The sequence below is a fragment of the Bradyrhizobium sp. IC4059 genome, assembly GCF_020193615.1.
GTDB classification, from domain to species: domain Bacteria; phylum Pseudomonadota; class Alphaproteobacteria; order Rhizobiales; family Xanthobacteraceae; genus Bradyrhizobium; species Bradyrhizobium yuanmingense.
This window is the reverse complement of the sequence record NZ_JADYVH010000002.1, coordinates 786,143-808,295: the sequence shown is the minus strand read 5'-3', so window position 1 is coordinate 808,295 and position 22,153 is coordinate 786,143. Positions and strand designations below refer to the sequence as shown.

13 protein-coding genes are annotated in these 22,153 nt (G+C 65.7%); 1 reads left to right on the top strand and 12 read right to left on the bottom strand.

Annotated features, from left to right (window positions below):
* Positions 1–85: 85 nt before the first annotated feature.
* The 6 genes from I6F12_RS09880 to I6F12_RS09855 all read right to left on the bottom strand — a co-directional run bounded on the left by I6F12_RS09880 (position 86) and on the right by I6F12_RS09855 (position 9,312).
* Complete coding sequence (locus tag I6F12_RS09880; RefSeq protein ID WP_225156073.1) at positions 86–2,359, bottom strand: tetratricopeptide repeat protein; 2,274 nt, start codon at positions 2,357–2,359, stop codon at positions 86–88.
* 114 nt (positions 2,360–2,473) lie between these two features.
* Complete coding sequence (locus I6F12_RS09875; protein WP_225156072.1) at positions 2,474–4,705, bottom strand: tetratricopeptide repeat protein; 2,232 nt, start codon at positions 4,703–4,705, stop codon at positions 2,474–2,476.
* A gap of 93 nt (positions 4,706–4,798) precedes the next feature.
* The gene (locus I6F12_RS09870) at positions 4,799–5,536 is read right to left on the bottom strand and encodes an amino acid ABC transporter ATP-binding protein (RefSeq protein WP_225156071.1); all 738 of its coding nucleotides are present in this window, start codon (positions 5,534–5,536) and stop codon (positions 4,799–4,801) included.
* Between the two features lie 11 nt (positions 5,537–5,547).
* Positions 5,548–7,068 carry an amino acid ABC transporter permease gene (locus I6F12_RS09865; RefSeq protein ID WP_225156070.1) on the bottom strand — a complete coding sequence of 507 codons (1,521 nt, stop codon included), beginning with the start codon at positions 7,066–7,068 and terminating at the stop codon, positions 5,548–5,550.
* Positions 7,065–8,270, bottom strand: coding sequence for an ABC transporter permease subunit (locus I6F12_RS09860; RefSeq protein ID WP_036027974.1), 1,206 nt, complete (start codon positions 8,268–8,270; stop codon positions 7,065–7,067). Before I6F12_RS09860 ends, I6F12_RS09865 begins: the two co-directional genes overlap by 4 nt.
* Positions 8,271–8,295: 25 nt before the next feature.
* Entirely contained in the window at positions 8,296–9,312 is a 1,017-nt protein-coding gene (locus I6F12_RS09855; RefSeq protein ID WP_035999559.1) for an amino acid ABC transporter substrate-binding protein, read from the bottom strand.
* A 397-nt stretch (positions 9,313–9,709) separates the two neighbouring features.
* Between I6F12_RS09855 and metC the strand changes: the two genes are divergently transcribed.
* Entirely contained in the window at positions 9,710–10,894 is a 1,185-nt protein-coding gene (gene metC / locus I6F12_RS09850; RefSeq protein ID WP_036039383.1) for a cystathionine beta-lyase, read from the top strand.
* Between the two features lie 65 nt (positions 10,895–10,959).
* Here metC and I6F12_RS09845 read toward each other — a convergent pair whose 3' ends face one another.
* The 6 genes from I6F12_RS09845 to I6F12_RS09820 form a co-directional block, all read right to left on the bottom strand.
* Positions 10,960–11,298, bottom strand: coding sequence for a lipid-A-disaccharide synthase N-terminal domain-containing protein (locus I6F12_RS09845; RefSeq protein ID WP_025036223.1), 339 nt, complete (start codon positions 11,296–11,298; stop codon positions 10,960–10,962).
* Entirely contained in the window at positions 11,295–12,032 is a 738-nt protein-coding gene (locus tag I6F12_RS09840) for a glycosyltransferase family 2 protein (protein WP_225136762.1), read from the bottom strand. Before I6F12_RS09840 ends, I6F12_RS09845 begins: the two co-directional genes overlap by 4 nt.
* A gap of 64 nt (positions 12,033–12,096) precedes the next feature.
* Positions 12,097–12,942: a phosphatase PAP2 family protein gene (locus I6F12_RS09835; protein WP_225156069.1), complete on the bottom strand. Its 846-nt coding sequence runs from the start codon at positions 12,940–12,942 to the stop codon at positions 12,097–12,099.
* A 1-nt stretch (position 12,943) separates the two neighbouring features.
* Positions 12,944–14,686 carry a glycosyltransferase family 39 protein gene (locus tag I6F12_RS09830; RefSeq protein ID WP_225156068.1) on the bottom strand — a complete coding sequence of 581 codons (1,743 nt, stop codon included), beginning with the start codon at positions 14,684–14,686 and terminating at the stop codon, positions 12,944–12,946.
* A gap of 50 nt (positions 14,687–14,736) precedes the next feature.
* The gene (pbpC, locus tag I6F12_RS09825; RefSeq protein WP_225156067.1) at positions 14,737–16,908 is read right to left on the bottom strand and encodes a penicillin-binding protein 1C; all 2,172 of its coding nucleotides are present in this window, start codon (positions 16,906–16,908) and stop codon (positions 14,737–14,739) included.
* Positions 16,909–16,913: 5 nt separating this feature from the next.
* Complete coding sequence (locus tag I6F12_RS09820; protein WP_225156066.1) at positions 16,914–22,109, bottom strand: alpha-2-macroglobulin; 5,196 nt, start codon at positions 22,107–22,109, stop codon at positions 16,914–16,916.
* Between the last annotated feature and the right edge of the window lie 44 nt (positions 22,110–22,153).

Genomic DNA, 22,153 nt, shown 5'->3' with positions numbered 1-22,153 from the left:
CTAACTGATTCGCGCACCGACCCGGCCGGGCTGCGGGAGCAGAAATCCGTCCGGGATATCCCGGGGTTCGCCAGCAGGATGCGGCTCAGGAGCCGCCAGGTGCGTCCGCCCCGCTGCCCGCAGCGTCGTCGCGTTCAGCGGCAGCGGCACAATAGTCGCGCCAGAACTTTCGGTATCCCGCCTCGAGCTCACGCGTGTAGATCTCGACATTGCCGGCGGGCGAGGCTGCGATCTGGGCCGGTAAGCCCGCGCGCAACTTTGCCAGATATTCGGGCTGCGAGGCGAACTTGCGGGCGATCTCGACATAACCGTCGTCATCCTCCGCGACCCAGTCGCCGAGGCCGACGGCCGCCACGATGGAGGCGCCAGCACGCGAGGAGGCTCCAATGCCGAGCTTGGCCACGACCGGAACGCCCTTGTAGAGGGATTCCCAGGTGCTGATGCCGCCGTTCTGCGGGAACGTGTCGAGGGAAATATCGATCTTGTCGAAGGCCATCAGATGGTCGTCACGCGAGGTGGTGCCGAGGCAAGTGATGTCCTCCTCCGCAATACCCTGTGCGATGAAGCGTGCGACCAGGCCATCGCGCAGCAGGGCATCGTCGAGCAAACCATGCTTGAGGATGATCTTCGATCCCGGCACTTCCCGCATGATGCGCGACCACACGCGGATCGCATCATCCGAGATCTTGTAGATGCGGTTGAACACACCAAAGGTGACGTAGCCGTTGCGGAGCATCGGGAGCTCGGAGGGCTTTAGATTGGTGACCGGCTCCATCGTGATCAGGCACGGCAGATCGTGGATCTTCTCGGGAAACAGATGCCGGGCCGATGGCGGAATGAAAATGGGATCGGCGAGCACGTAATCCATGGTCGGCATGCCCGTACCCGTCGCGTGTCCGAAGCCGGTGGCCTGGATCGGAGCCGGCTTCCGCGCAAAGCATTGCAGCCTGTTGCCGGTCGTGTGGCCGGAAACGTCGATCAGAATGTCGACATTGTCGGCCTGAATACGATCGGCGAGCTCGTCGTCCGACATCTGCCAAGCGTCGACCCAGACATCCGCCAGCGCCTTGAACTTGGCGGTGTACTCGTCCGCCCCCGGCCAGGCGTAATAGCAGACGATCTTGAACTTGGCGTGATCATGATGGCGCAACACGGGCAGCAAGGTGAGTCCCGCCGAGTGTTGTCGGAATTCGGCCGCGACATATCCGACCACAATCTGCTTGTCCGGATCCAGCGGCCGCTTCGGCAGCGTCCTTTGCGGAATCCTCGAGCCGATTGCATCCCACCAGGACTTTCGCACTGCCTGCTGGACCGCGAAATCCGCCTCCGCAAGGTAGTCCAGCAAGAAGATCTTGCCTCTGATCGCGTCTCCATAGTCCGGTCGCAGCGCCAGCGCGCGATCGAGATATTCAATCGCGGATTCCATGTCTCCCTGGTTCGAATAAGCGAAGCCCAGAAGCGCCAACCCCATCTCCGAGCGAGGATTTCGCTCGATCAAGGTCGTTGCGGCCGCCATCGCCTGCGCGGTCCTTCCCATGACGAGGCAGACCTGCGCCTTGCCCCGAAGGGCCAGCTCGAGCTTGGGCGAAATCGCAAGCGCCGCATCGAAATCCGCCAGCGCCTCCTGCAGGTGCTGCAGCTCGTAACTGAGCCGTCCGCGCTGGGCCAGAATTCGTGGCGCGCCTGGCTTGATTGCGAGGGCCCGAGCGAACTTGGCTGCGGCCTCCTCGTGATGCCGCAGCTCCATGCTGACCATGCCGCTGCCGACGATGGCCTCGGCGTGACGCGGCTGAAACAGCAAAGCGCGATCGAAGCTCTCCTTGGCACGCATGATCTGCCCAAGCACGATCTCGACCATGCCGCGATTGCAGAGCGCATCGGCATAATCCGATTTAATCTTGATGGCGCGCTCGTGCATCTCGAGCGCCTGTTCGTACAGCCCCATATGCATCAGCGTGTTGCCGAGGTTGGTCAGCGCCACCGCGAAATTCGGCTTGAGCGCGATCGCCCTCTCCTGGCAGCGCCGCGCCTCTTCGTAATTGCCGAGGTCGAAATGCACGGTCGCGAGGTTGTTGTGGGCATCGTGCAGGCGCGGATCGAGCGCGATCACGCGCTCCAGCAGCTCTCTCGCCTCCTCGAGGCGCCGGCCGTCATGGGCGCACATGCCGAGCAGGTGAATGGCGTCGACATGATCCGGAAGGGCTTTCAGGATCTCGCGGCATAGCGCCTCTGTCTCGGCGTATCGGCCCTGGCCATAGGCGTTCGCCGCTGCGGCAATGACGGCGTCGGCCTGCTTCGTCAATTTCTTCTGCAATCGCGCATTCTGGAACGCGCGCGCGCCGCCGCCGCTCTTCTGCAAGGTGTCTCTCCGGAGGATGCCCTCAGCAGAGTCTAACTGATTCGCGAGCCTGGTCGGCCGGTGACCGGAGGCGCTCCGCCTCCGGGATTTCCCGGGGCCCGGCGCAACATCTTCCTAGGCCAGCTCCGAGGCGACGGCACAATGATCGCGCCAGAACCGGCGATAAGCCGCTTCAACCTCGCGCGTGTAAAATTCGACGTCGCCGGCCGGCGAGGCTGCGATCCGAGCCGGCAGATCCGCCCGCAGCTTTGCCAGGTAGGCCGGCTGCGCCGCGTAGTTGCACGCGATCGCGGCATAGCCCGCGTCATCCTCGGCGACCCAGTCCTCCAGGCCGACGGCGGCAACGATGGAGCCGCCGGCGCGCGACGAAGCGCCGCTGCCGAGCTTGGCGACCACGGGAACGCCGGCATAGAGGGACTCCCAGGTGCTGATGCCGCCGTTCTGCGGGAAGGTGTCGAGGGACATGTCGACCATCGCAAAGGCCCGCAGATGCTCGGGGCGCGAGGTCGAGCCCATGCAGATGACATTCTCTTCGGCGACCCCTTCTGCCGCGAACCGCGCGACCAGTCGATCGCGCAGCAATGGATCGTCAAGCAGCCCGTTCTTGACGATGATCTTCGATCCCCTCACCGCATGCATGACGTTCGACCACACCCGGATGGCCTCGTCCGAAATCTTGAAGATGCGGTTGAACACCCCGAAAGTGACGTAGCCGTTGCGGAGCATGGGTGGCTCTGAAGGCGGAATGTCCAGGATCGGATCGATCGTGATCAGGCACGGCAGGTCGTGCACCTTCTCGGCCAGGAGATGACGCGCCGATTGCGGAATGAAGATCGGGTCCGCGAGCACGTAGTCCATGGTTTGAAGGCCTGTCCCCGTGGAGTGCCCGAAGCCCGTCACCTGGATCGGCGCCGGCTTGCGGGCAAAGACATGAAGCCTGCTGCCGGTCGTGTGCCCGGAGACATCGATCAGAATATCGATCCCGTCGGCCTGGATGCGGTCGGCCAGCTCGTCATCGGACAATTGTGCGGCATCGACGAAGACATCCGCGAGAGGCCTGAAGCTCTCCGTCATCTCGTCCTGCATCGGCCAGCAGGAATAGCAGACGAGCTTGAACTGGGCGTGATCATGATGGCGCAGCACCGGCAACAGAGAGTATGCCGCCGAGTGGTTCCTGAATTCGGATGCGACGTATCCGATCACGATCCGCCGGTCAGGATCGAGTGGCCGCGGCGCCAGCGTCCTTTGCTGCAGCTTCGCGCCGATCGCGTCCCACCAGTACTTCCGCGCGGCCTGCTGGGCGGCGAAATCGGCCTCCGGCAGGTAGTCCAGCACGAAGATCTTGTATCCGATCGCCTCCGGAAAATCCGGCGCGATCTCGAGCGCGGCGTCGAGGTGCGCGAGCGCGGTCAGGATGTCTCCCTGGTTCACATGGCACGCCGCCAAAAGCGCCAACCCCATCTCGGATTGCGGATTGACCTCGAGCAGCGTCTTGACGCCTGCCATCGCCCGCGCCGTGTTTCCCGCGAGAATGTCGATCTGCGCCCGCCAGCACAGCGCGAACTCGAGCCGTGGCGATTGCGCCAGCGCCGCGTCGAGGTCCGCGGCCGCCTGCTCCAGCCGGGCTAAACTCAAATTAAGCCGTCCACGCTGCAGCAGAATCCGTGGCGAACCCGGCTTGATCGCGAGCGCGGCCTCGAAGGCGGCGCCCGCCTCCGCGAAGTGCCGGAGCTCGAGGCTGACCATCCCCCTGCCCGCGATCGCCTCGGCGTGAGATGGCTGAAACGACAGGGCGCGCTCGAAGCTCGCCTTGGCGCGTTCGAACTGGCCCGTCATCAATTCCGCCATGCCGCGGTTGCAAAACGCATCGGCATAATCCGGCTTCAGCCTGATCGCCCGTTCGTGCAGCCCGATCGCCTCGTTGCCGAGCCCGATGTGCAGCAGCGTATTGCCGAGATTGGTCAGGGTGATCGGACAACTCGGCTTGAGCGCGATGGCCTTCTCCTGGCAGGCGCGGGCGCTAGCGAATTTCTCCAGCGCGAAATAGACCGCCCCGAGATTGCCGTGCGCATCGGGCGAACGCGGATCGAGTGCAATTGCACGCTCGAGCAGGAATTCCGCCTCGTCGAGCCGCCCGCCGTCGAACGCGCGCAGGCCGAGCAGGTGCGTGGCATGAAAATGATCCGGCACCTCCTTCAAGATCTCGCGGCAGAGCATCTCGGCCTCATCGGGCCTGCCCTGCCCGAGTGCCTCGATCGCGAAGGCCATGACGGCGTCCGCCTGCTTCTTCAGCTTCTTTTCCAGTCGCGCATTCTGGTATGCGCGCACGCCGGCACTGCTCTGCAAGGTCTCTCTCCGGAGGATGGTCCGAAAAGAAGCAAGCCGATTCGGATGGTGCCAGGCTTGCGGTCAGACCGGCGAGGCCACAGGTCGCCGGGCTCAGCGCAGAATCTGGCTCAGGAACAGCTTGGTGCGGGCGTGCTGCGGGGCGGCGAAGAACTCGTTCGGAGTGTTGGCCTCGATGATCTGCCCGGCATCCATGAACACGACGCGGTTGGCGACCTCGCGGGCAAAGCCCATCTCGTGAGTGACGACCAGCATGGTCATGCCTTCCTCGGCGAGGTCGACCATGGTGTCGAGCACCTCCTTGACCATCTCGGGGTCGAGCGCCGAGGTCGGCTCGTCGAACAGCATCACCTTCGGGTTCATGGTCAGGGCCCGGGCGATCGCGACGCGCTGCTGCTGGCCGCCGGACATCTGACCCGGAAACTTGTTGGCCTGGTGCGGGATCTTGACGCGCTCGAGGAACTTCATCGCCGTCACCTCGGCGTCCTTCTTGGGGATGTTGCGGACCCAGATCGGCGCCAGCGTGCAATTGTCGAGCACGGTCAGATGCGGGAACAGGTTGAAGCTTTGGAACACCATGCCGACCTCACGGCGGACCGCGTCGACGTGCTTTAGGTTCGGTCCGAGCTCGATGCCGTCGACGACGATCTCGCCCTCCTGGAATTCCTCCAGCGCATTGATGCAGCGGATCAGCGTGGACTTGCCCGAGCCCGAGGGGCCGCAGATCACGATGCGCTCGCCCTTTTGCACGGCGAGATCGACGTCACGCAGGACGTGGAATTCGCCGTACCATTTGTTCAGGCCGGAAATCTTGACGATGGGGTCGGACATGGTGCCCTCGATCAGTTGCGGCGGTGGGCGTTGAGGCGGTGCTCGACGAACAAGGAATAGCGCGACATGCCAAAGCAGAACAGGAAGTAGATGATCCCAGCGAAGGCGAAGCCGGTGAACGCCGTCGACGGCGTCGACCATTTCGGATCCGCGAACGAGGCGCGCAGCGAGCCGAGCAGATCGAACAGCGCCACGATCGAGACCAGCGAGGTGTCCTTGAACAGCGAGATGAAGCTGTTGACGAGGTTCGGAATGACGTGCCGCAGCCCCTGCGGCAGCACGATCAGCGAGGTCGTCTTCCACCAGGACAGCCCGAGGGCGGCGGCCGCCTCGCTCTGCCCGCGCGGGATCGCCGCCAGCCCGCCGCGGACGTTCTCGGCCTGATAGGCGCCGGTGAACAGCGCGATGCCGATCAGCGCACGCACCAAGCCGTCGACGGTGAAATTGCCGGGAAGGAACAGCGGCAGCATGTAGGTTGCGAAGAACAGCACGGTGATCAGCGGCACGCCGCGCCAGAACTCGATGAAGGCGATCGAGAAGATCCGGATCAAGGGAATGGTCGAGCGGCGGCCGAGCGCGAGCGCGATGCCGATCGGCAGCGAGGTGACGATGCCGGTGACGGAGACCACCAGCGTCACCAGGAGGCCACCCCACAGATTCGTCGTTACGATCGGCAATCCGCCGTGATCGAGATCCATCAGCCTGATGACGATGGCGATGCCAATGAAGGTGGCGATGCTCGACGCCAGAGCCCGCCCGCCGGTGCGAACGCCACCGCCGAGAACGAAGGCGATCAGGCAGACGATCGCGGCCGTGACGCCGAAATCCGCCCAGACGGGCTGGCCGGTGCCCTGGAGATAATCGCGCAGCCAGGTGAGCGGAAAGATCAGCCAATGGATCAGCGTACCGAGCAGCACGATGAGGCTCCCGAGCGCCCACAGCAGCGGACCGACCGCAGAGGTCCTGCCCGATGTGATCAGCGCTTGTCCGGCACCGACGATGCTCTCATCGAACAATTGCAGCAGGCCGGCCGTCCAGCTCAGCCCGAAGCCCTTGATGCCGCCGCCGTGCAGCAGGAAGAACGCCACCACCGGAAAAGCGACGAAGAACAAGCCGGCATTCAGGCTCTTGGCCGGCAGCCGCGGAATGAGCAGCGGCAACAGCAGGACGACTGCAAGCAACAGCGTCAAGTTCACCCGCCAACGCTCGGCCTCGGGATAGAAGCCGTAGATCAGTTGCGGGAGCTTCGCCTGGATGTAGGGCCAGCAGGCGCCGACCGCAAAGCCGGCGTTCTCGGCGAGGCACGCGGTGCGGTCCTTACCGCTCCAGACCGCATCGACCAACAGGAACTTGACGGAGGGAACGATGGTGAACCAGAGCAGCAAGGCGCCGACGATCGTCAGCAGGATGTTGGTCGGCGAGTTGAACAGGCGCGTGCGCATCAGGCCGATGAAGCCCGTGGTCTTCACCGGCGCGGGACGCTCGGCGAGCAGGTCCTGGCGGACGAAGCTGGACGAGATGACATCGCTCATGCGCCGAGGCTCCGGCTGACACGCCAACCGTAGACGCTCATGATCGCGCTGGTCAGGAGCGAGATCAGGAGATAGACGCCCATCGTCATGGCGATGATCTCGATCGCCTGCCCGGTCTGGCTCAGCGACGTGCCGGCAAACACCGACACCAGGTCAGGATAGCCGATCGCGACCGCCAGCGACGAGTTCTTGGTGAGATTGAGGTACTGGTTGGTCAGCGGCGGCACGATGACGCGCATGGCCTGCGGCACGACGATGAGGCGGAGCGTGGCGCCGCGGCTGAGGCCGAGCGAAGATCCCGCCTCCATCTGCCCCTTGTGAACGGACAGGATGCCAGCGCGCACGATCTCGGCGATGAAGGCGGCGGTATAGGTCGCCAGCGCCACCGTCAGCGCCACGAATTCCGGGATGATGCGTGAGCCGCCGGCGAAGTTGAACCCCCTCAGCTGCGGCAGCTCGAAGGTGAAAGGCAGACCGAAGACCAGCATCGTGGCCAGCGGAAGCCCGAACAGCAGGGCCAGCACGGAAGGCCAGATGCGGATCACCTGCCCGCGCTGAAACAGCGCTCGCCTTGCGTAGACGCGCAGCGCCAGTGAGGCGACGATGCCGAGCGCCAGCACCGCGAGGAACGGCGCGAGACCGCTCTGACCGATCGGGCTGGGAATGACGAGGCCCCGATTGCTGATGAAGGCAATGCCGAACAGGGAAATGCTCTGCCGCGGATTGGGCAAGGCCGCGAGCACCGCCAGATACCAGAACAGGATCTGGAACAGCAGCGGCAGGTTGCGGATGACCTCGACATAGATCTCGCCGACCCGCGACAGCAGCCAATTGGGCGACAGCCGGCACAGCGCGACGATGAAGCCGATCACCGTGGCGAAGACGATGCCCACCACGGAGACCACGAGCGTGTTCAACAGCCCGACCACGAACACGCGCAGGAACGTGTCCGAGCCGGTATAGGAGATCAGGGTCTGATTGACGTCGAAGCCGGCATTGTTCCTGAGGAAGCCGAAGCCGGCGGCGATATGCTGGTTCTCGAGATTGGCCCGCGCATTGGAGACGATCTCGTAGCCGATCCAGCCCAGGATCGCCGCGAAGGCAAACTGGACGGCAACGCCGTTCCAGCCTGCCTTGCCGCCCAGAATGCGCCGTATCTTCAGCGCGATCTGGGGCGGCGGTTTTCGAGCCTCGGTGCTCATGCCGCTGCCGGCCGATCAGGGCTGATCAGCGGATCGGCGGCGCGTACTGAAGACCGCCCTTGTTCCAGAGATTGTTGACACCGCGATTGATGCCGAGCGGCGAACCGGCGCCGACGGTGCGATCGAACACCTCACCGTAATTGCCGACGGTCTTGACGATCCGCACCACCCAATCCTTGGTCAGGCCGAGCTGTTCGCCGAAATTGCCGTCGCTGCCGAGCACGCGCTTCAGCTCGGGATTTTCCAGCTTCGCCTTCTCGTCGATGTTCTTCGAGGTCACGCCGAGCTCTTCGGCGGTGAGCATCGCGAACAGCGTCCATTTCACGATGTCGAACCACTGGTCGTCGCCGTGCCGCACCATCGGACCGAGCGGCTCCTTCGAGATGATCTCGGGCAGCACCATGTGGTCGTTGGGGCTGGCGAGCTTGAGGCGGTTGGCGTACAGGCCCGACTGGTCGGTGGTGAAGACGTCGCAGCGGCCGGCCTCATAGGCCTTGACGGTCTCGTCGTTGGTGGCGAACGCGATCACCTCGTACTTCATGTTGTTGGCCTTGAAGTAGTCGGCGAGATTCTGCTCGGTGGTGGTGCCGGTCTGCACGCAGACCGATGCACTGTTGAGCTCGAGCGCCGAATTCACCTTGAGCGACTTCTTCACCATGAAGCCCTGCCCGTCGTAATAGGTCACGCCGGTGAAATTGGCGCCGAGCGAGGTGTCGCGCGAGATGGTCCAGGTGGTGTTGCGCGAGAGCACGTCGACCTCGCCGGATTGCAGCGCGGTGAAGCGGTCCTTGGCGGACAGCGGCACGAACTTGACCTTGGTCGGATCGTTGAAGATGGCGCCGGCAATGGCGCGGCAGACGTCGACGTCGATGCCGGTCCAGTTGCCCTTGTCGTCGGGCGAGGAGAAGCCCGGCAGGCCCTGGCTGACGCCGCAGGACAGCATGCCCCGATCCTTGACGGTCTTGAGCGTTTGCGCATCGGCGGCTTGGGCGGTGAGGCCGGCGGCGAGAGCAAGGGAGAGAGCCAGGGTTACGCGTTTCATGGGCTTTGGGCCTTTCAAGGTCGTCTCAAGGTCAGGAATGTTGTCTTAGGATCGTCTCTGCCAAACCAGGTCCTTCAAGAATCCGGCCTTGCAAGAGTCATGCTGGAAAACCTTGCCGAACACTCGCCGATCTCGGGAGCCCATACCTTCATCCCCGCCGCCGGCGCCCGCCATCTCTTGGCTGTGACGCGACGTCCGGTCAGGCAATGGATCGAAGGTCGCGGCAGGCCCCTCAACATGCGGCGACTGAATAGCACCTGCGCATCACAGAACGACTGGCGTTCCGGGTCAAGGGGTTGACGGGACTCTTCTGTGTTCTGTTATTAACGACCGCGGCCTTTCGGTCGGCCCAGGGGCGCGATGCGTCCGGTGGAAACGCGGTTTTGAAAGCAGGCGCATGGATTCTTCGTCCCCCCAAGAGCAGCACGCCGAGACCCGGCTGGTCACCTCCGGCCGCGACACCAAGGCGCAGAAGGGGTTCGTCAATCCGCCGGTCTTCCACGGCTCGACCGTGCTCTATCCGACCGCAGAGGACCTGCACGCCCATCGCGGCGAGTTCACCTACGGCCGTCACGGTTCCCCGACGACCAAGGCGTTCCAGGAGACGCTGATGGCGCTGGAGGGTCCGCAATGCGCCGGCGTCGGTATCGTGCCGTCGGGGCTGTCGGCGATTTCCACCACCCTGCTCTCGGTGCTCAAAGCCGGCGACCACATCCTGGTGGTCGACAACATCTATCGGCCCTCGCGCAATTTCTGCAACGGCATGCTCACGCGCTACGGCGTCGAGACCACCTATTTCGATCCGATGATCGGCGCGGGCATCGACAAGCTGTTCAAGCCCAACACCCGGGCCGTTCTGGTGGAGGCGCCGGGCTCGCAATCGTTCGAGATGCCCGACATCCGCGCCATCGCCGAAGTCGCACATGGGCGCGGCGCGCTCGTCATCGACGACAACACCTGGGCGACGCCGCTCTATCACCGCTCGCTGGACCAGGGCGTCGACATCAGCATGCAGGCCGCGACGAAATATATCGGCGGCCATTCCGACATCATGTTCGGCACCATCTCGGCCAACGCTAAGGCCTGGCCGATGATTGCCGAAGGCATCCGCTTGCTCGGCGTCTGTGCCGGCCCCGACGACGTCTTCCTGGCGCTGCGCGGCCTCCGCACGCTGTCGGTGCGGCTGGCGCAACATCATCGCTCCGGGCTCGAGATGGCGCGCTGGCTGGCGGCAAGGCCTGAGGTTGCGCGCGTGCTGCATCCCGGGCTGGAGACCGATCCCGGTCATGCGATCTGGAAGCGCGACTTCACCGGCGCCTCCGGCCTGTTCAGCATCGTGCTGAAGCCGGCGCCGCAGCAGGCGGTCGACACCATGCTCAATACGCTGAAGCTGTTCGGCATGGGCTTTTCCTGGGGCGGGTTCGAGAGCCTTGCAATTCCCTTCGATTGCGATGCCTATCGCACCGCGACCAAATGGGAGCCCGGCGGCCCGACGCTGCGTCTCCACATCGGGCTCGAGAGCACCGACGACCTCAAGGCCGATCTCGACCGCGGCTTCGCTGCCCTCAAAGCGGCCATGTGAGCATCAGGATTGGGCATCTCGCCTAGCAACGTGCCAGGCTTCAACAAGCGGAGCCGAACGCTGGATCAGCGGTCCAGCGTCTTCGAGGCGGTGCCGCGGTTCTTCCAGATCAGCATGATGTTTCTGATATAGATGATGGTCGCGAGCGACTGTCCGAGGATGATGACGGGCTCGCGCTTCACGACGCCATAGACCAGCGTCATCAGCCCGCCGCCCATCGAGCAGAACCAGAACGCCATCGGCACCACGCTGTTGCCGGCGCGCTCGCTCGCGATCCACTGCACCAGGAAGCGCGCCGTGAAGAACAGCTGCGCGACCAGGCCGAATGCCAGCCAGAAGTCGAACTTGGCGACGAAGACGTCATAGAGATAATTGCTCAGCGCCTGACCGTATTGAATGATCATGCGTTCACCTCGGTCACCTCAGGCGTCGGCTTCTTGCGGCGGATCAGCCACCAGACGCCGGCAAGATCCATGATGCCGATCCACAGCCGGTCGAAGAAACCATAGTTGGACACGCCGGAATGGCGCGGCCGGTCGATCACATCGACATAGGCGATGTCATAGCCTTCGCGGCGGACCAGGGCGGGGAGGAACCGATGCAGCCCGTCGAAATATGGAAGCATCAGGAAGACGTCGCGGCGGAACGCCTTCAGCCCGCAGCCGGTGTCGCGCGTGCCGTCCTTCAGGATGGCGTTGCGAACGCCGTTGGCGATGCGCGACTGGAATTTCTTGAAGCCGGTGTCCTTGCGCCCGATCCGCTGGCCGGCCGCGAGACCGACGCGCCCTGCCCCCTTCTCGACCGCCGCGATCAGGTCGGGCAGGAAGGCCGGATTGTTCTGGCCGTCACCATCGAGCGTCGCCACGATCTCTCCGCGCGCCGCGCGCACGCCGCTGCGCACGGCCGCCGACTGGCCGCCCGATCTTGCATGGCGAAGCTGACGCAGATTGCTCCGCTGCTTCATGATGGCGCCAAGCCGCTCGCCGGTGGCGTCGGTCGAGCCGTCGTTGACGTAGATGATCTCATAGGGCCAGCGGCCATCGAGTGCCGCGCCGATCTCCGCGATCAGCGGCGCGATGTTATCGGCTTCGTTGCGCACGGGAACAACGATGGAAACCGAAGGCTGGAAGGTCGACAAATCGAGGCTCGTGGTTGGAATTGACCTGCCCAGAGGAACCGGCGGTCCCGGCAGGCAGCCGCTTTTATGGGGCGGATGCCCGGTGGGCAACCCTTTTAAGGCGGTCGGAAAACGTCCCTGAAAGCGGCACGATGGTGCCGTCGGCGCGGATGGCAAATCCGAGCTTTCGGGCCGCGAACCAGTAATGAACGGCCATGGCGCCCACCGTTCCGACCAGAGCGCCGGCGACCACGTCGCTCGGATGATGCGCCAGCAACACCAGGCGCGTCAGCACGATCACGATTGCGTAAGTGAACATGAAGACGCGCAGACGCGGCCACAGTGCCGAGACGGCAAACGCCAGGGCGAACGCGGCCACGGCGTGGCCTGACGGCAGGCTGGCATAAGCCCCTGTCCCCTCGAACGGGACGAAGTTGAACGGATTGGCCTTGCCCCCGACGAACGGACGTCCGCGGCCGATGACATATTTCAGGATCTCGGCGACGAAGGCTGACACGGCAACCGACAGAAACAGGAATTGCAGCCGCGTGCCGAAGCCGAGCAGCAGCGCGCGGCGGCTCCCACGCAGCCCGGCCGCGACGAGCGCCAGCACCACCAGCGCAGCCCCCAGCACCGAGAGGATATACTCGTCCTTGCCGAAATCGGTGAGGATGCGGATCGGCCACAGGCTCGGCGTGCCGCGCGGCGGCATCAGCAGGATCTCGGTCTGATCGAACGCGACCATCAGCAAGATGACGAGCGCTGCACCCGCCGCGGCAAGCCACAGCGAATGCCGCGCCAGCTTCCGGGCGGCTTCGGCGCGGCGCGAATGCGAGGGCGACCGCACGAGCTGCGCCAGCGCGCGCCAGGACACCGTTAGCAATTGCGCGGGATAGCCGGCATGCGGCGCAATGTCGGTCGGAGCCCGCATCCTATTCGGTACCTTCGGAGCGGAAGATCGAGATCGAGATCGCGCGCCCTTGCGAGAAATTATAGCCGTCGATGCGCGCGCCGACCTTGTAGCGCAACCCGATCGCCTCGGCGCGCTGCACGAAGCTGCGCTCCGAGCGCTGCTCGATCAGCGCGAAGCGGCAGCTGCCCTGCCGCAGGAAGTCCGCCGCACCGGAGCCGTCCGTGAGCAAGGTCCGGGTGCCCGCCAGGAAGACGAGGCTCGGCTCGTGATAACCGGCCGCAGCCGCCTTCGGTCCGACGCAGGTGACGTTGCGAAGCGCGCGCGCGATCTCGATGCTGGGAAACAGCGGGGTCAGCGACGGCAGCACGATGCCGTAAATCGTCACGGCGAGCATCAGGCCTGCGACCAGGGCGTTGAGAAACGAGCGCTCGGCGCGGTTGGTATCGAACAGCCACCAGGCGAACAGACCGAAGATCAGCGCGGCCGCGATGAACGGCCAAGCCACGAAAGCGGGCTGCCGCGTCAGTATCACCGAGCCGACCACCGCGATGATGGAGGCGGCTGCGGGGATCGCGAACCACCAGGCCGAGCCGCGCATCAGCCAGGAGCGCGACAGCACGCGCCGCTCCACCGCGCCGGCGGTGAGGATCGCGATCGCGGGATACAGCGGCAGCACGTAATGCGGCAGCTTGGTCAGCACCGCCTCGAACACGATCCAGGACGGGATCAGCCAGGCCAGCAGGAACTGCGCACCGGGCTCGCGGCGGGCCCGCCACACCGCGGGCGCCGCCATCGCCGCCAGCGGCGCACCTGGCCAGAACGTGATCCAGAACAGCGCCAGGTAAAGTCCGGGCGGTGCGCCGTGGGATTCCTGGGCGCCAAGCTTGCTCAGCATGTCGCCGCCGACGGAGGTGGTGAAGAAGGTCTCGCCCGCGCGCCAGAAGATCGCGAGGAACCAGGGCAGCACCAGCACCAGCATCCACATCAGGCCCCAGACAGGCCGCAGCTTCCACAGCCAGGAGGCGTCGCGGTCCTGGATCGCGAGCGCGACGATGGTCAGGCCTGCGAACATCAGGATCAGCGGCCCCTTGATTAGGATGCCCGCAGCAAGCGCGGTCCAGAAGATCGCGGGCCAGCTCCTGGGCGGATGCGTCTCGTCCTCGGCGCGCTGCCAGGACAGATAGGCCCGCGCCATCGCGCCCATCGCGGCAACCACGCAGAGCAGCAGCACGGCGTCGGTCTTGGCCAGGCGCGCCTCGACGCCGAGCAGCACCGAGGCGCACATCATCAGCGCCGCCAGCACCGCGGCACGCCGCGTGACGAAGCCGAGCGCGGCCCAATACGTCATCAGCACGGCGCCGATCGCGCCCATCAGTGACGGCAGCCGGTAGACCCAGATGCGCAATTCGGCCTTCGGCAGCTTGAGCATCGAGGCGGCTTCGACGGTCGCCGATTGCAACCAGTAGATGCCGACCGGCTTCTTGTAGCGGACGTCCTCCTGAAAGCGGATGTCGACATAATCGCCGCTCTCGACCATCTGCTTGGTGGCCTGGGCAAACCGTGCCTCGTCGCGGTCGATCGGCGGGATGGTGAAGAAGCCCGGCAGGAACAGCAGCAGCGCACACAGCACCAGGAAGCCGACCGCGCGCGGGTGGCTGGCAGTGACGATGTCGAGCATGCGCACGAGCCCGCTGCCCGGATTTGTGGGCGATTTCGACTCGCGGGGGGCACCAAAACGGGGGCTGGGGTAGGTCTCGGCCATTGGTTCCGCTTACGCTGAAACCGCCATGGCCACAACCGCTTAAGGCAGGGTCATTGAATTCGAATGACGACTGTGTCCGCGGCGCCCGTGGCGTCGATCACGGTGAGCCGTGCAAAGCCCGGGCCGGGCGGATCGATCAACCGATGACGGCGGCCGTCGATCTCGCCGAGCGCGGTGCCGTTAACCATGACGGTCATGGGCAGCACGCCGCCGGCGACCTTGACCGGCATAGCCGCGCTCTCCCGGCCATCCGATCGATCGACGTCGATCCGCGAGCCGTTCAGCGGAAACTGGATGTGCAGCGGCTGCTCGCCCCCGCTTCGCACCAGTTCGCCGACCGGACGGAACCGCTTCAAGGGCAGCGGCAGCTTCGCGTTGCTTGCGACCAGGGTTCCCTTGGGCGGCTTCGGCAAGGCGGCCAGCGTCTTGCCGCTGCGGGCGAAGGCATCGAACAGGATGGGCGCGGCGGCAACGCGTCCGATCAGGCCGGGAACCGGCGCTCCGTCCGGACGGCCAACCCAGACGCCGATGGTCATGCGACCGTCGAAGCCGACCGACCAGGCGTCGCGATAGCCGTAGGAGGTGCCGGTCTTGAAGGCGATGCGGTTGTGGGCGGCGTTCTCCGGCGGTGGCGTGCCGAGCAGGACGTTGCCGACCTGCCAGGCTGCGACCTGATCCAGCAGCCGCAGCGGCTCCCGATCGTCCCTGGCCGTCACGATCTCGCGCAGCGGCTTGGTGGTCCCGAGGCGGGCAAAGCCGGCATAGAGCTGGGCGAGGTCCTGGAGCGTCACGCCGACGCCGCCGAGCCCCATGGCGAGGCCGGGCGCTTCGTCCTTGGGCAGGACGAGGTTGCCGCCGGCCTGCCGCAGCCGCGAGGTCAGCCGGCTCGAGCCGACGCGGTCGAGCAGCACGATGGCCGGCACGTTCAGCGACAGTTGCAGAGCCTTCCTCACCGGCACGGTGCCCTGGAAAGTCATGTCGAAATTTTCCGGCGCATAGGAGCCGAAGCGGACCGGGCGGTCGTCGATCAAGCTGTCGGGATGGACAAAGCCGTCCTCGAAGGCGAGCCCGTAGATGAAGGGCTTGAGCGTCGAGCCGGGCGAGCGGATGGCGCGGGTCATGTCGACCTGCCCTGCCCGGCTCTCGTCGAAATAATCGGCCGAGCCGACACGCGCGAGCACGTCGCCGCTCTCATTGTCGACCACGACGATGCCGACCGAGATGTTCGGACCCAGCGCAATTGCGCGGTCGCGCGCCAGCGGCTCCAGCAGCTTCTGCAAGGTCGCATCGAGCGTCAGCTTGATGATCGGCGCGTCCTTGACCGTCGACTGCGCGGCGTCGGAGGCATGCGGCGCCAGGATCGGCATCGGCCTGCGCAGTTTCGGCACCGGCATCGCCTTGGCCTGATTGGCGTCGTCGGCGCTGACCACGTGCTCCTCGACCATGCGGTCGAGCACGCGGTCGCGCGCCTTGCGGGCTGCTTCCGGATAGCGATCCAGCCGGCGCGTCTCCGGCGATTGCGGCAGCGCGACCAGCAACGCGGCCTCCGCCAGCGACAGCCGCTTCGGCTCCTTGCCGAGGTAGGAGATCGACGCCGCGCGGATGCCTTCGAGATTGCCGCCATAGGGCGCCAGCGCCAGATAGAGATCGAGGATCTGCTCCTTGCTCATGCTGCGCTCGATCTCGATGGCACGCACGATCTGCCGCAATTTTGCGTAAAGCGAGCGCTGCCGCCGCGGCTCCATCAGACGGGCCAGCTGCATCGTGATGGTCGAGCCGCCCGAGACGATGTGGCCGCGCGTTCCCAGCTGCAACGCGGCGCGCCCCAGCGCCAACGGATCGATGCCGCCATGGGCGTAGAAGCGCTGGTCCTCATAGGCGAACAGCAGTTTCAGGTAGGTCGGATCGACATTGGTCCTGGTATCGACCGGCAACCGCCAGCGCCCATCCGCCATTGCATAGGCGCGCAGCAGTTTGCCGTTGCGATCGACGATGGTGGTTGAGACCTGGCGGGCTTCGTCGAGCGGAAGCGGGCCGAGCGAATAGACCCAGCCAACGAAGCCGATGATGGCGAGGATAAAGGTGAGCGCGGCTGCGGAGAGAAGGCGAAAGGCGATCCGCCCCCTCCGTCCGTCATGGCCGGGCTTGACCCGGCCATCCACGCCAACACCCACCGCCGGCGCGGCCGTGGATGCCCGTGTATGTGGCTCAGCCTCGCTCATCTCACTCACTTCGCCGCCCGCACCTCGACACTGCCCGTGCCGGTCCGACCATAGCGCGAGGGATTGTACATGTCCTCGACATAGGCCTGCGGCAGCACGTATTTGCCGGGCGAGACCGCGCGCACGACATAGGCGAGCGTGAAGACCGACTTGGAATCCGAGGCCCGGTCGACGGCCGCGGTGAAGCGGTCGTCGCGGAATTCGGTATGTTCAGGCTCCTCGCCGTCCTCGATCCAGTCCAGCGTGCCGCTGTCGCCCGACGACACCAGGTTCGGATTGTCGATCTCCAGACCCGCCGGCAGATAGTCGGACACCATGATGTGGCCGTACTCGGGCTTGGCCTCAGTGATCTTCAGCACCACTGCAAAGCGCTGGTTCTGCTTGACCTTGCTGATGTCGGCGGGCTTGCCGTCGAGCGTATAGTAGCCGCGCTCGATCTTGAAGCCGTTTGACGCCGCCGGCTCCGGCGCGACCGGCGAGCCCGACACCGAGACGACCGCCTGCACCGGCGCATCGCCGGTGTTGGTGATCTTCAGCGGTTTGCCGCCCAGCGTGTCCGCCTTGTAGCTGCGATACAAGGCGGTCTTGACCGGCTGGCCGTCGACCTCAATCGACATGTTCTCCTTGGCGAGCGCCCGCGCCGCCAGCACCAGCCACGCATTCTCCTGCGTGGAGGTGTAGGGCGTCAGCCCGCGGGCGGTCTCGACCCGCGACACCGCCTGCGTCAGCGTCGCCCTCGGCGCGTTGCCTTCACTGGCGAGCGACACCAATGCGGCGGCGTCGCGCAGCTGCGAGCCGTAATCGGTGCGGCCGAATTCCAGCGCGGGCTTGGGCGCGAGGCTGTCGAGCGCAGCGCCATAGACCCGCTCGGCGCGGTTGCGGTCGCCGACCAGGGCGAGCGCCGCCGCAAGCTGCGATTTCGCGATCGGGGTCGCGAGGTTGGCAAGCTTGGTATCGGCGAGATAGCGGAGGTCGCCGATCGGAGCCGCGCCGTTACGCGCGAGCACATAGAGGCCGTAGGCGAGATCGCGCCCACCGTCCTTCTCCGGCTCGTTGGCATTGACGACGGAGTTGCGGATACGGTCGAGCGCGTTCTTGAACAGCACGTCCGGCACCGCAAAGCCCTTCTCGCGGGCGCGGGTGAGGAAGTCCGTCACGTAGGCATCGAGCCAGGCATCGTCGCCGCCGGCCAGCCACAGGCCGAACGAGCCGTTCGAGCCCTGGCGCGCCAGCAGCCGCTCGATGGCGTCGCGGATGCGCTGGTCGACCTCGGTGTCCATGGCAAGATGCGCGCCGGCCGCGAGCTCGTTGACATAGAGCAGCGGCATCGCCCGGCTCGTGATCTGCTCCGAGCAGCCATGGGGATAGCGGTCGAGCGCTTTCAGGATCGTTGCCGCATCGAGCGCGGTCGACAGGCTGGCCGAAACAGAGACACTGCCAGTGCCCGGCACGAGGTCGGAGAACATGTCCGAGCTCAGCGTCAGGCTCTCGCCCTTCGCCAGCGTCCGGATCGAGCGCCGCGCCAGCACCTGCGTCGCCGGCTTGACGTCGAACACATAGTGACGCACCAGCGCGAGGCCATTCGGCCCCTTGATGTCGACGTCGAGCGTCGCCTGCCCCGCCGCGGTCGCATCGAGCGCGAGCGAGAACGAATTGCGCTGCTTGGCGGCGAGCTTCACCGTGGTTGCGGGATTGCCGGTCATCTTCACCGGGCCGCCCGCCTTCACGTTGATGACGTAGTCGCCGGCCTGGCCCTCCACATTGTCGATCTCGAGATTGACCGAGCCGCGGTCGCCATTGAGCAGGAAGCGCGGCAGCGTCGTCGTGAGCACGACGGGATCGCGGATCACGACGTCGGTGTTGGCGCGGCCGAGCTTGGTCGCGGTCCACGCCACCGCCATCACGCGCGCGGTGCCGGCGAATTCCGGAACATCGAAGCTCACTTCGGCCGAGCCGTCGGCGGCGACCGTGACGATGCCGGAATAGAGCGCGAGCGGCTTCTGCGTAGGCGGCGAGCCCTGTAGCTCGCCACCGGCGTCGCCGCCGGACTTGATCTGGCCGCGCGTGCCCGACATGCCGTCGATCAGCTGCCCGTAGAGGTCGCGAATCTCGGCGCTGAGGCGACGCTGGCCGAGATAATAATCGTCCGGCGCCGGCGGCTTGTAATTGGTGAGATTGAGGATGCCGACGTCGACCGCGGCGATGACGACCTTGGCGTCCTCGCCCGGATTGAGCCCATCGAGCTTGACGGGGATCTTCAGCGTCGAATTCGGCCGGATCAGCGAAGGCGGCGACAGCTTGACCTGCAAGGTGCGAGCCTGCTTGTCGATGCCGAACCATTTCAGCCCGATCGCACGGCCCGGCATGCGCTGGGCGGCGGCATCGAGCGGACGGCGCAGCGTCGCCACCACATAGGCGCCGGTGCCCCAATCCTTGCCGATCGGGAGCTTGACCTGCGCGGTGCCTTCCTTGACATCGATGGTCTGCGTCGTCAGCAGCCGCTCGCCGAGCACGTTGATGGTGAGCTTGCCGGCGCTGCGGACGTTGACGGACACCGTCATGGTGTCGCCTGAGGCGTATTGCGGCTTGTCGATCGAGGTCTCCAGCAGGTCCGGCGTGTCAGCGCTGCCGTCGGAGTACCAGCCGACGTCGAACTGCACCGAGGTCACCGGGCCGTCGGCCTCGTTCGACTTGACGTCGAGCCGGTAGCGGCCGGGCTCCGGCGTGAGCGAGAGCCGCGTCGGCTTGTCGACCGTAACAGTGACGTCGCCGTCGGCGACGCGCGACGTCGACTTGACCGGCTCGTACTCCCAGTAATTGTTCTGGCGGTACCACTGGTAGCGCGACTCGATCTTCAGGAGCTCGTAGCGCAGACCGTCGCGGCGCAGCTTCTCGCCCTCCGGCGAGACGAACACGACGTCGAACTCGGCCTTGTCGCCCTCGGTTACGTTCTTGTCGCCGAACAGCGGCTTGATGCCGATCTGCGCCGTTGCCGGCGCGACCGGCAGCACGATCTTGCGCTCGACGGCGCGGCCGCCGGTCTCGACCATGCGGACGAAGATCTGTGCCTCCTGCGGGCGCGTCGAGGCCGGCTGCTTGTCCAGCGTCACCGGGAAGGTCGCGACGCCATTGGCGTCGGCCTCCGGCAGGTTCTCCAGCGGCGTGCGCTCGTTCGAGGTGGTCTCTTCGTCGTCGACGCCGAACTTGTAGCCGGCAAAGCCGGGCCGCTCGGCCGCCGGCGCGATCAGCATGTCGCCTTCGAGCTGCAGGCCCGAAGCAGGTGCGCCATAGAGGAAATGACCGTCGGCCTTAAGCTCCACTGGAGCGTTAGCTTTGATCAGCTTGTCCTTAGCGGACAAGTCGAATTCGATCCGATCGGGGACGTAATCCTCGACCATGAAGGTGGTCTCACCGACCGAAGCTCCCTTCGGATCGGTGAAGGCGCGCACCCGCCAGGTGCCGGTCGGTACGGCCGAGTTGAGCGGCACGGACAGCGTGCGGCCGCCGGCGCCCTGATCGGCCAGCACGGCACGGCGATATTCGACGCCGTCGGGGCGCTCGACCACCAGTGTCATCGGCCCACCGGTGACGGCATTGCCCTGCCCGTCGCGGAGCAGCGCGGTGAGGAACACGGTCTCGCTGGAACGGTAGACGCCACGCTCCGCATAGACGAAGGCATCGGCGCCGGCGGGCACCGCGCGCCCCGAAACGCCTCGGTCGGACAGGTCGAAGGCCGACGTCTTCAAACTCAGGAAGGCATAATCGGCCTTCTCGCCGGTCACCGTGAGCATCGCCGGCGACAATCCGCCCTCGCCGCGCGCAAGGCCGGCCTCGAACAGCACGTGACCGGCATCGTCGGTCTTGCGCGTCGCCAGGATCTCGTTGTTGCGCGCGACCAGGCGCACCTCGGCCTTGCCGACCGGGTCGGTCGACGCCAGCGAGTTGACGAAGACATGAATGCCGTCATTGCCGGAATAAGCGGCGATGCCGAGGTCGGAGACGATGAACCATTGCGTGGCGAGCTGGTAGTCCTCGTCCGAGGCCCTCGCCGCGGCCGTCATGACGTAGACACCGGGCTGGAGCTGGCCGAGCGCCTGGTCGACCGGGAACGCCGTGGTGACGTCCTGGTTCAGCGTCGTCGCAGTCGCAAGCTCGCCGGTCCAGACCTTGACGCCGCGCTCGTCGCCGAGCTCGCTGAGCTGGTACTTCGACAGCGTCCTCTGGAAATCGCTGTCGACCACCGTGTTGATCAGGTTGCGGTCGCCGATCCGGAAGACATTGATGCTAACCGCAGGCGTGTTGACACTGACGACGGGAATGCCGCGCTGGCCGGTCCGCGGCAGCACATAGGCGCGGCTGGTGAAGCGCACGAACGGCTTGCGGTCGCGCACATAGATGTTGAACTCGGCCGATTTCGGCAGCCCCTCCTTCACGGTCGACGGCAAGCCGGCGCGCAGGTTGATGTTGTAGCGCTCGCCGTGCTTCAGCCCGTCGACGCAGAGCTGCTTGCCTTCGGCCGACAGCGCCGGCTTGTCCTGCCCGGCGAGAGCCAGGAACGGCGCGAAGTCGGTGCGCTTGGCGAGTTCCTCGGAGAACTGGAAGCAGGCACGCGGGCTCGCCGAGTCCGAGTCGACGGTATAGTCGAGCAGCCGGAAGCCGTGCTCGTCGCGCATCTTCTCATATTGGCCGCGGACGTCGGCGACCTCGCGCATGTCGAGCGACAGTCGCAGCGCATCCAGTGCAGGCCGCCACAGCTTGCGGTCGGCCAGCGCCTTGCCGAGCACGGCGAGCGCGTCGGCCTCCTCGCCCGGATTGCCGGCGCGCATGTAAGCGATATAGGCCGCCGTCGAGGCGCGCTCCAAAAGGAAGGTCTGCTCGCTCGAGCTCTTCGGCGAGATCTGGAAGATGACCTTGGCGAGCCGCAGCCAATTGCCGGCATCCTCGGGCGTGGTCGCGGCGATCTGGCCGAGCACCGAAAGGCCGGTGCGGTAATCATTGCGCCGGAAGGCGGCGTCGGCGTCCGTCTTCAGCGTCGCATTGGTCTTGGCGACCGGCCCCGCCTCGCTCTTGATCTGGGCCTCCAGCTTGATCGCGGAATCCGCGAGGTCGTCGCGTTTGAACGCCTTGTCGGCGGCCTGCGCGGTGACAAGGCCGAGCGCTAGCGCGGCGCAGATTGTGACGGCGCGAACGAGACCGATCATTGAAGACTCCCGGAAAGCGCGGACGAACGCCGCGGCGGCAAATG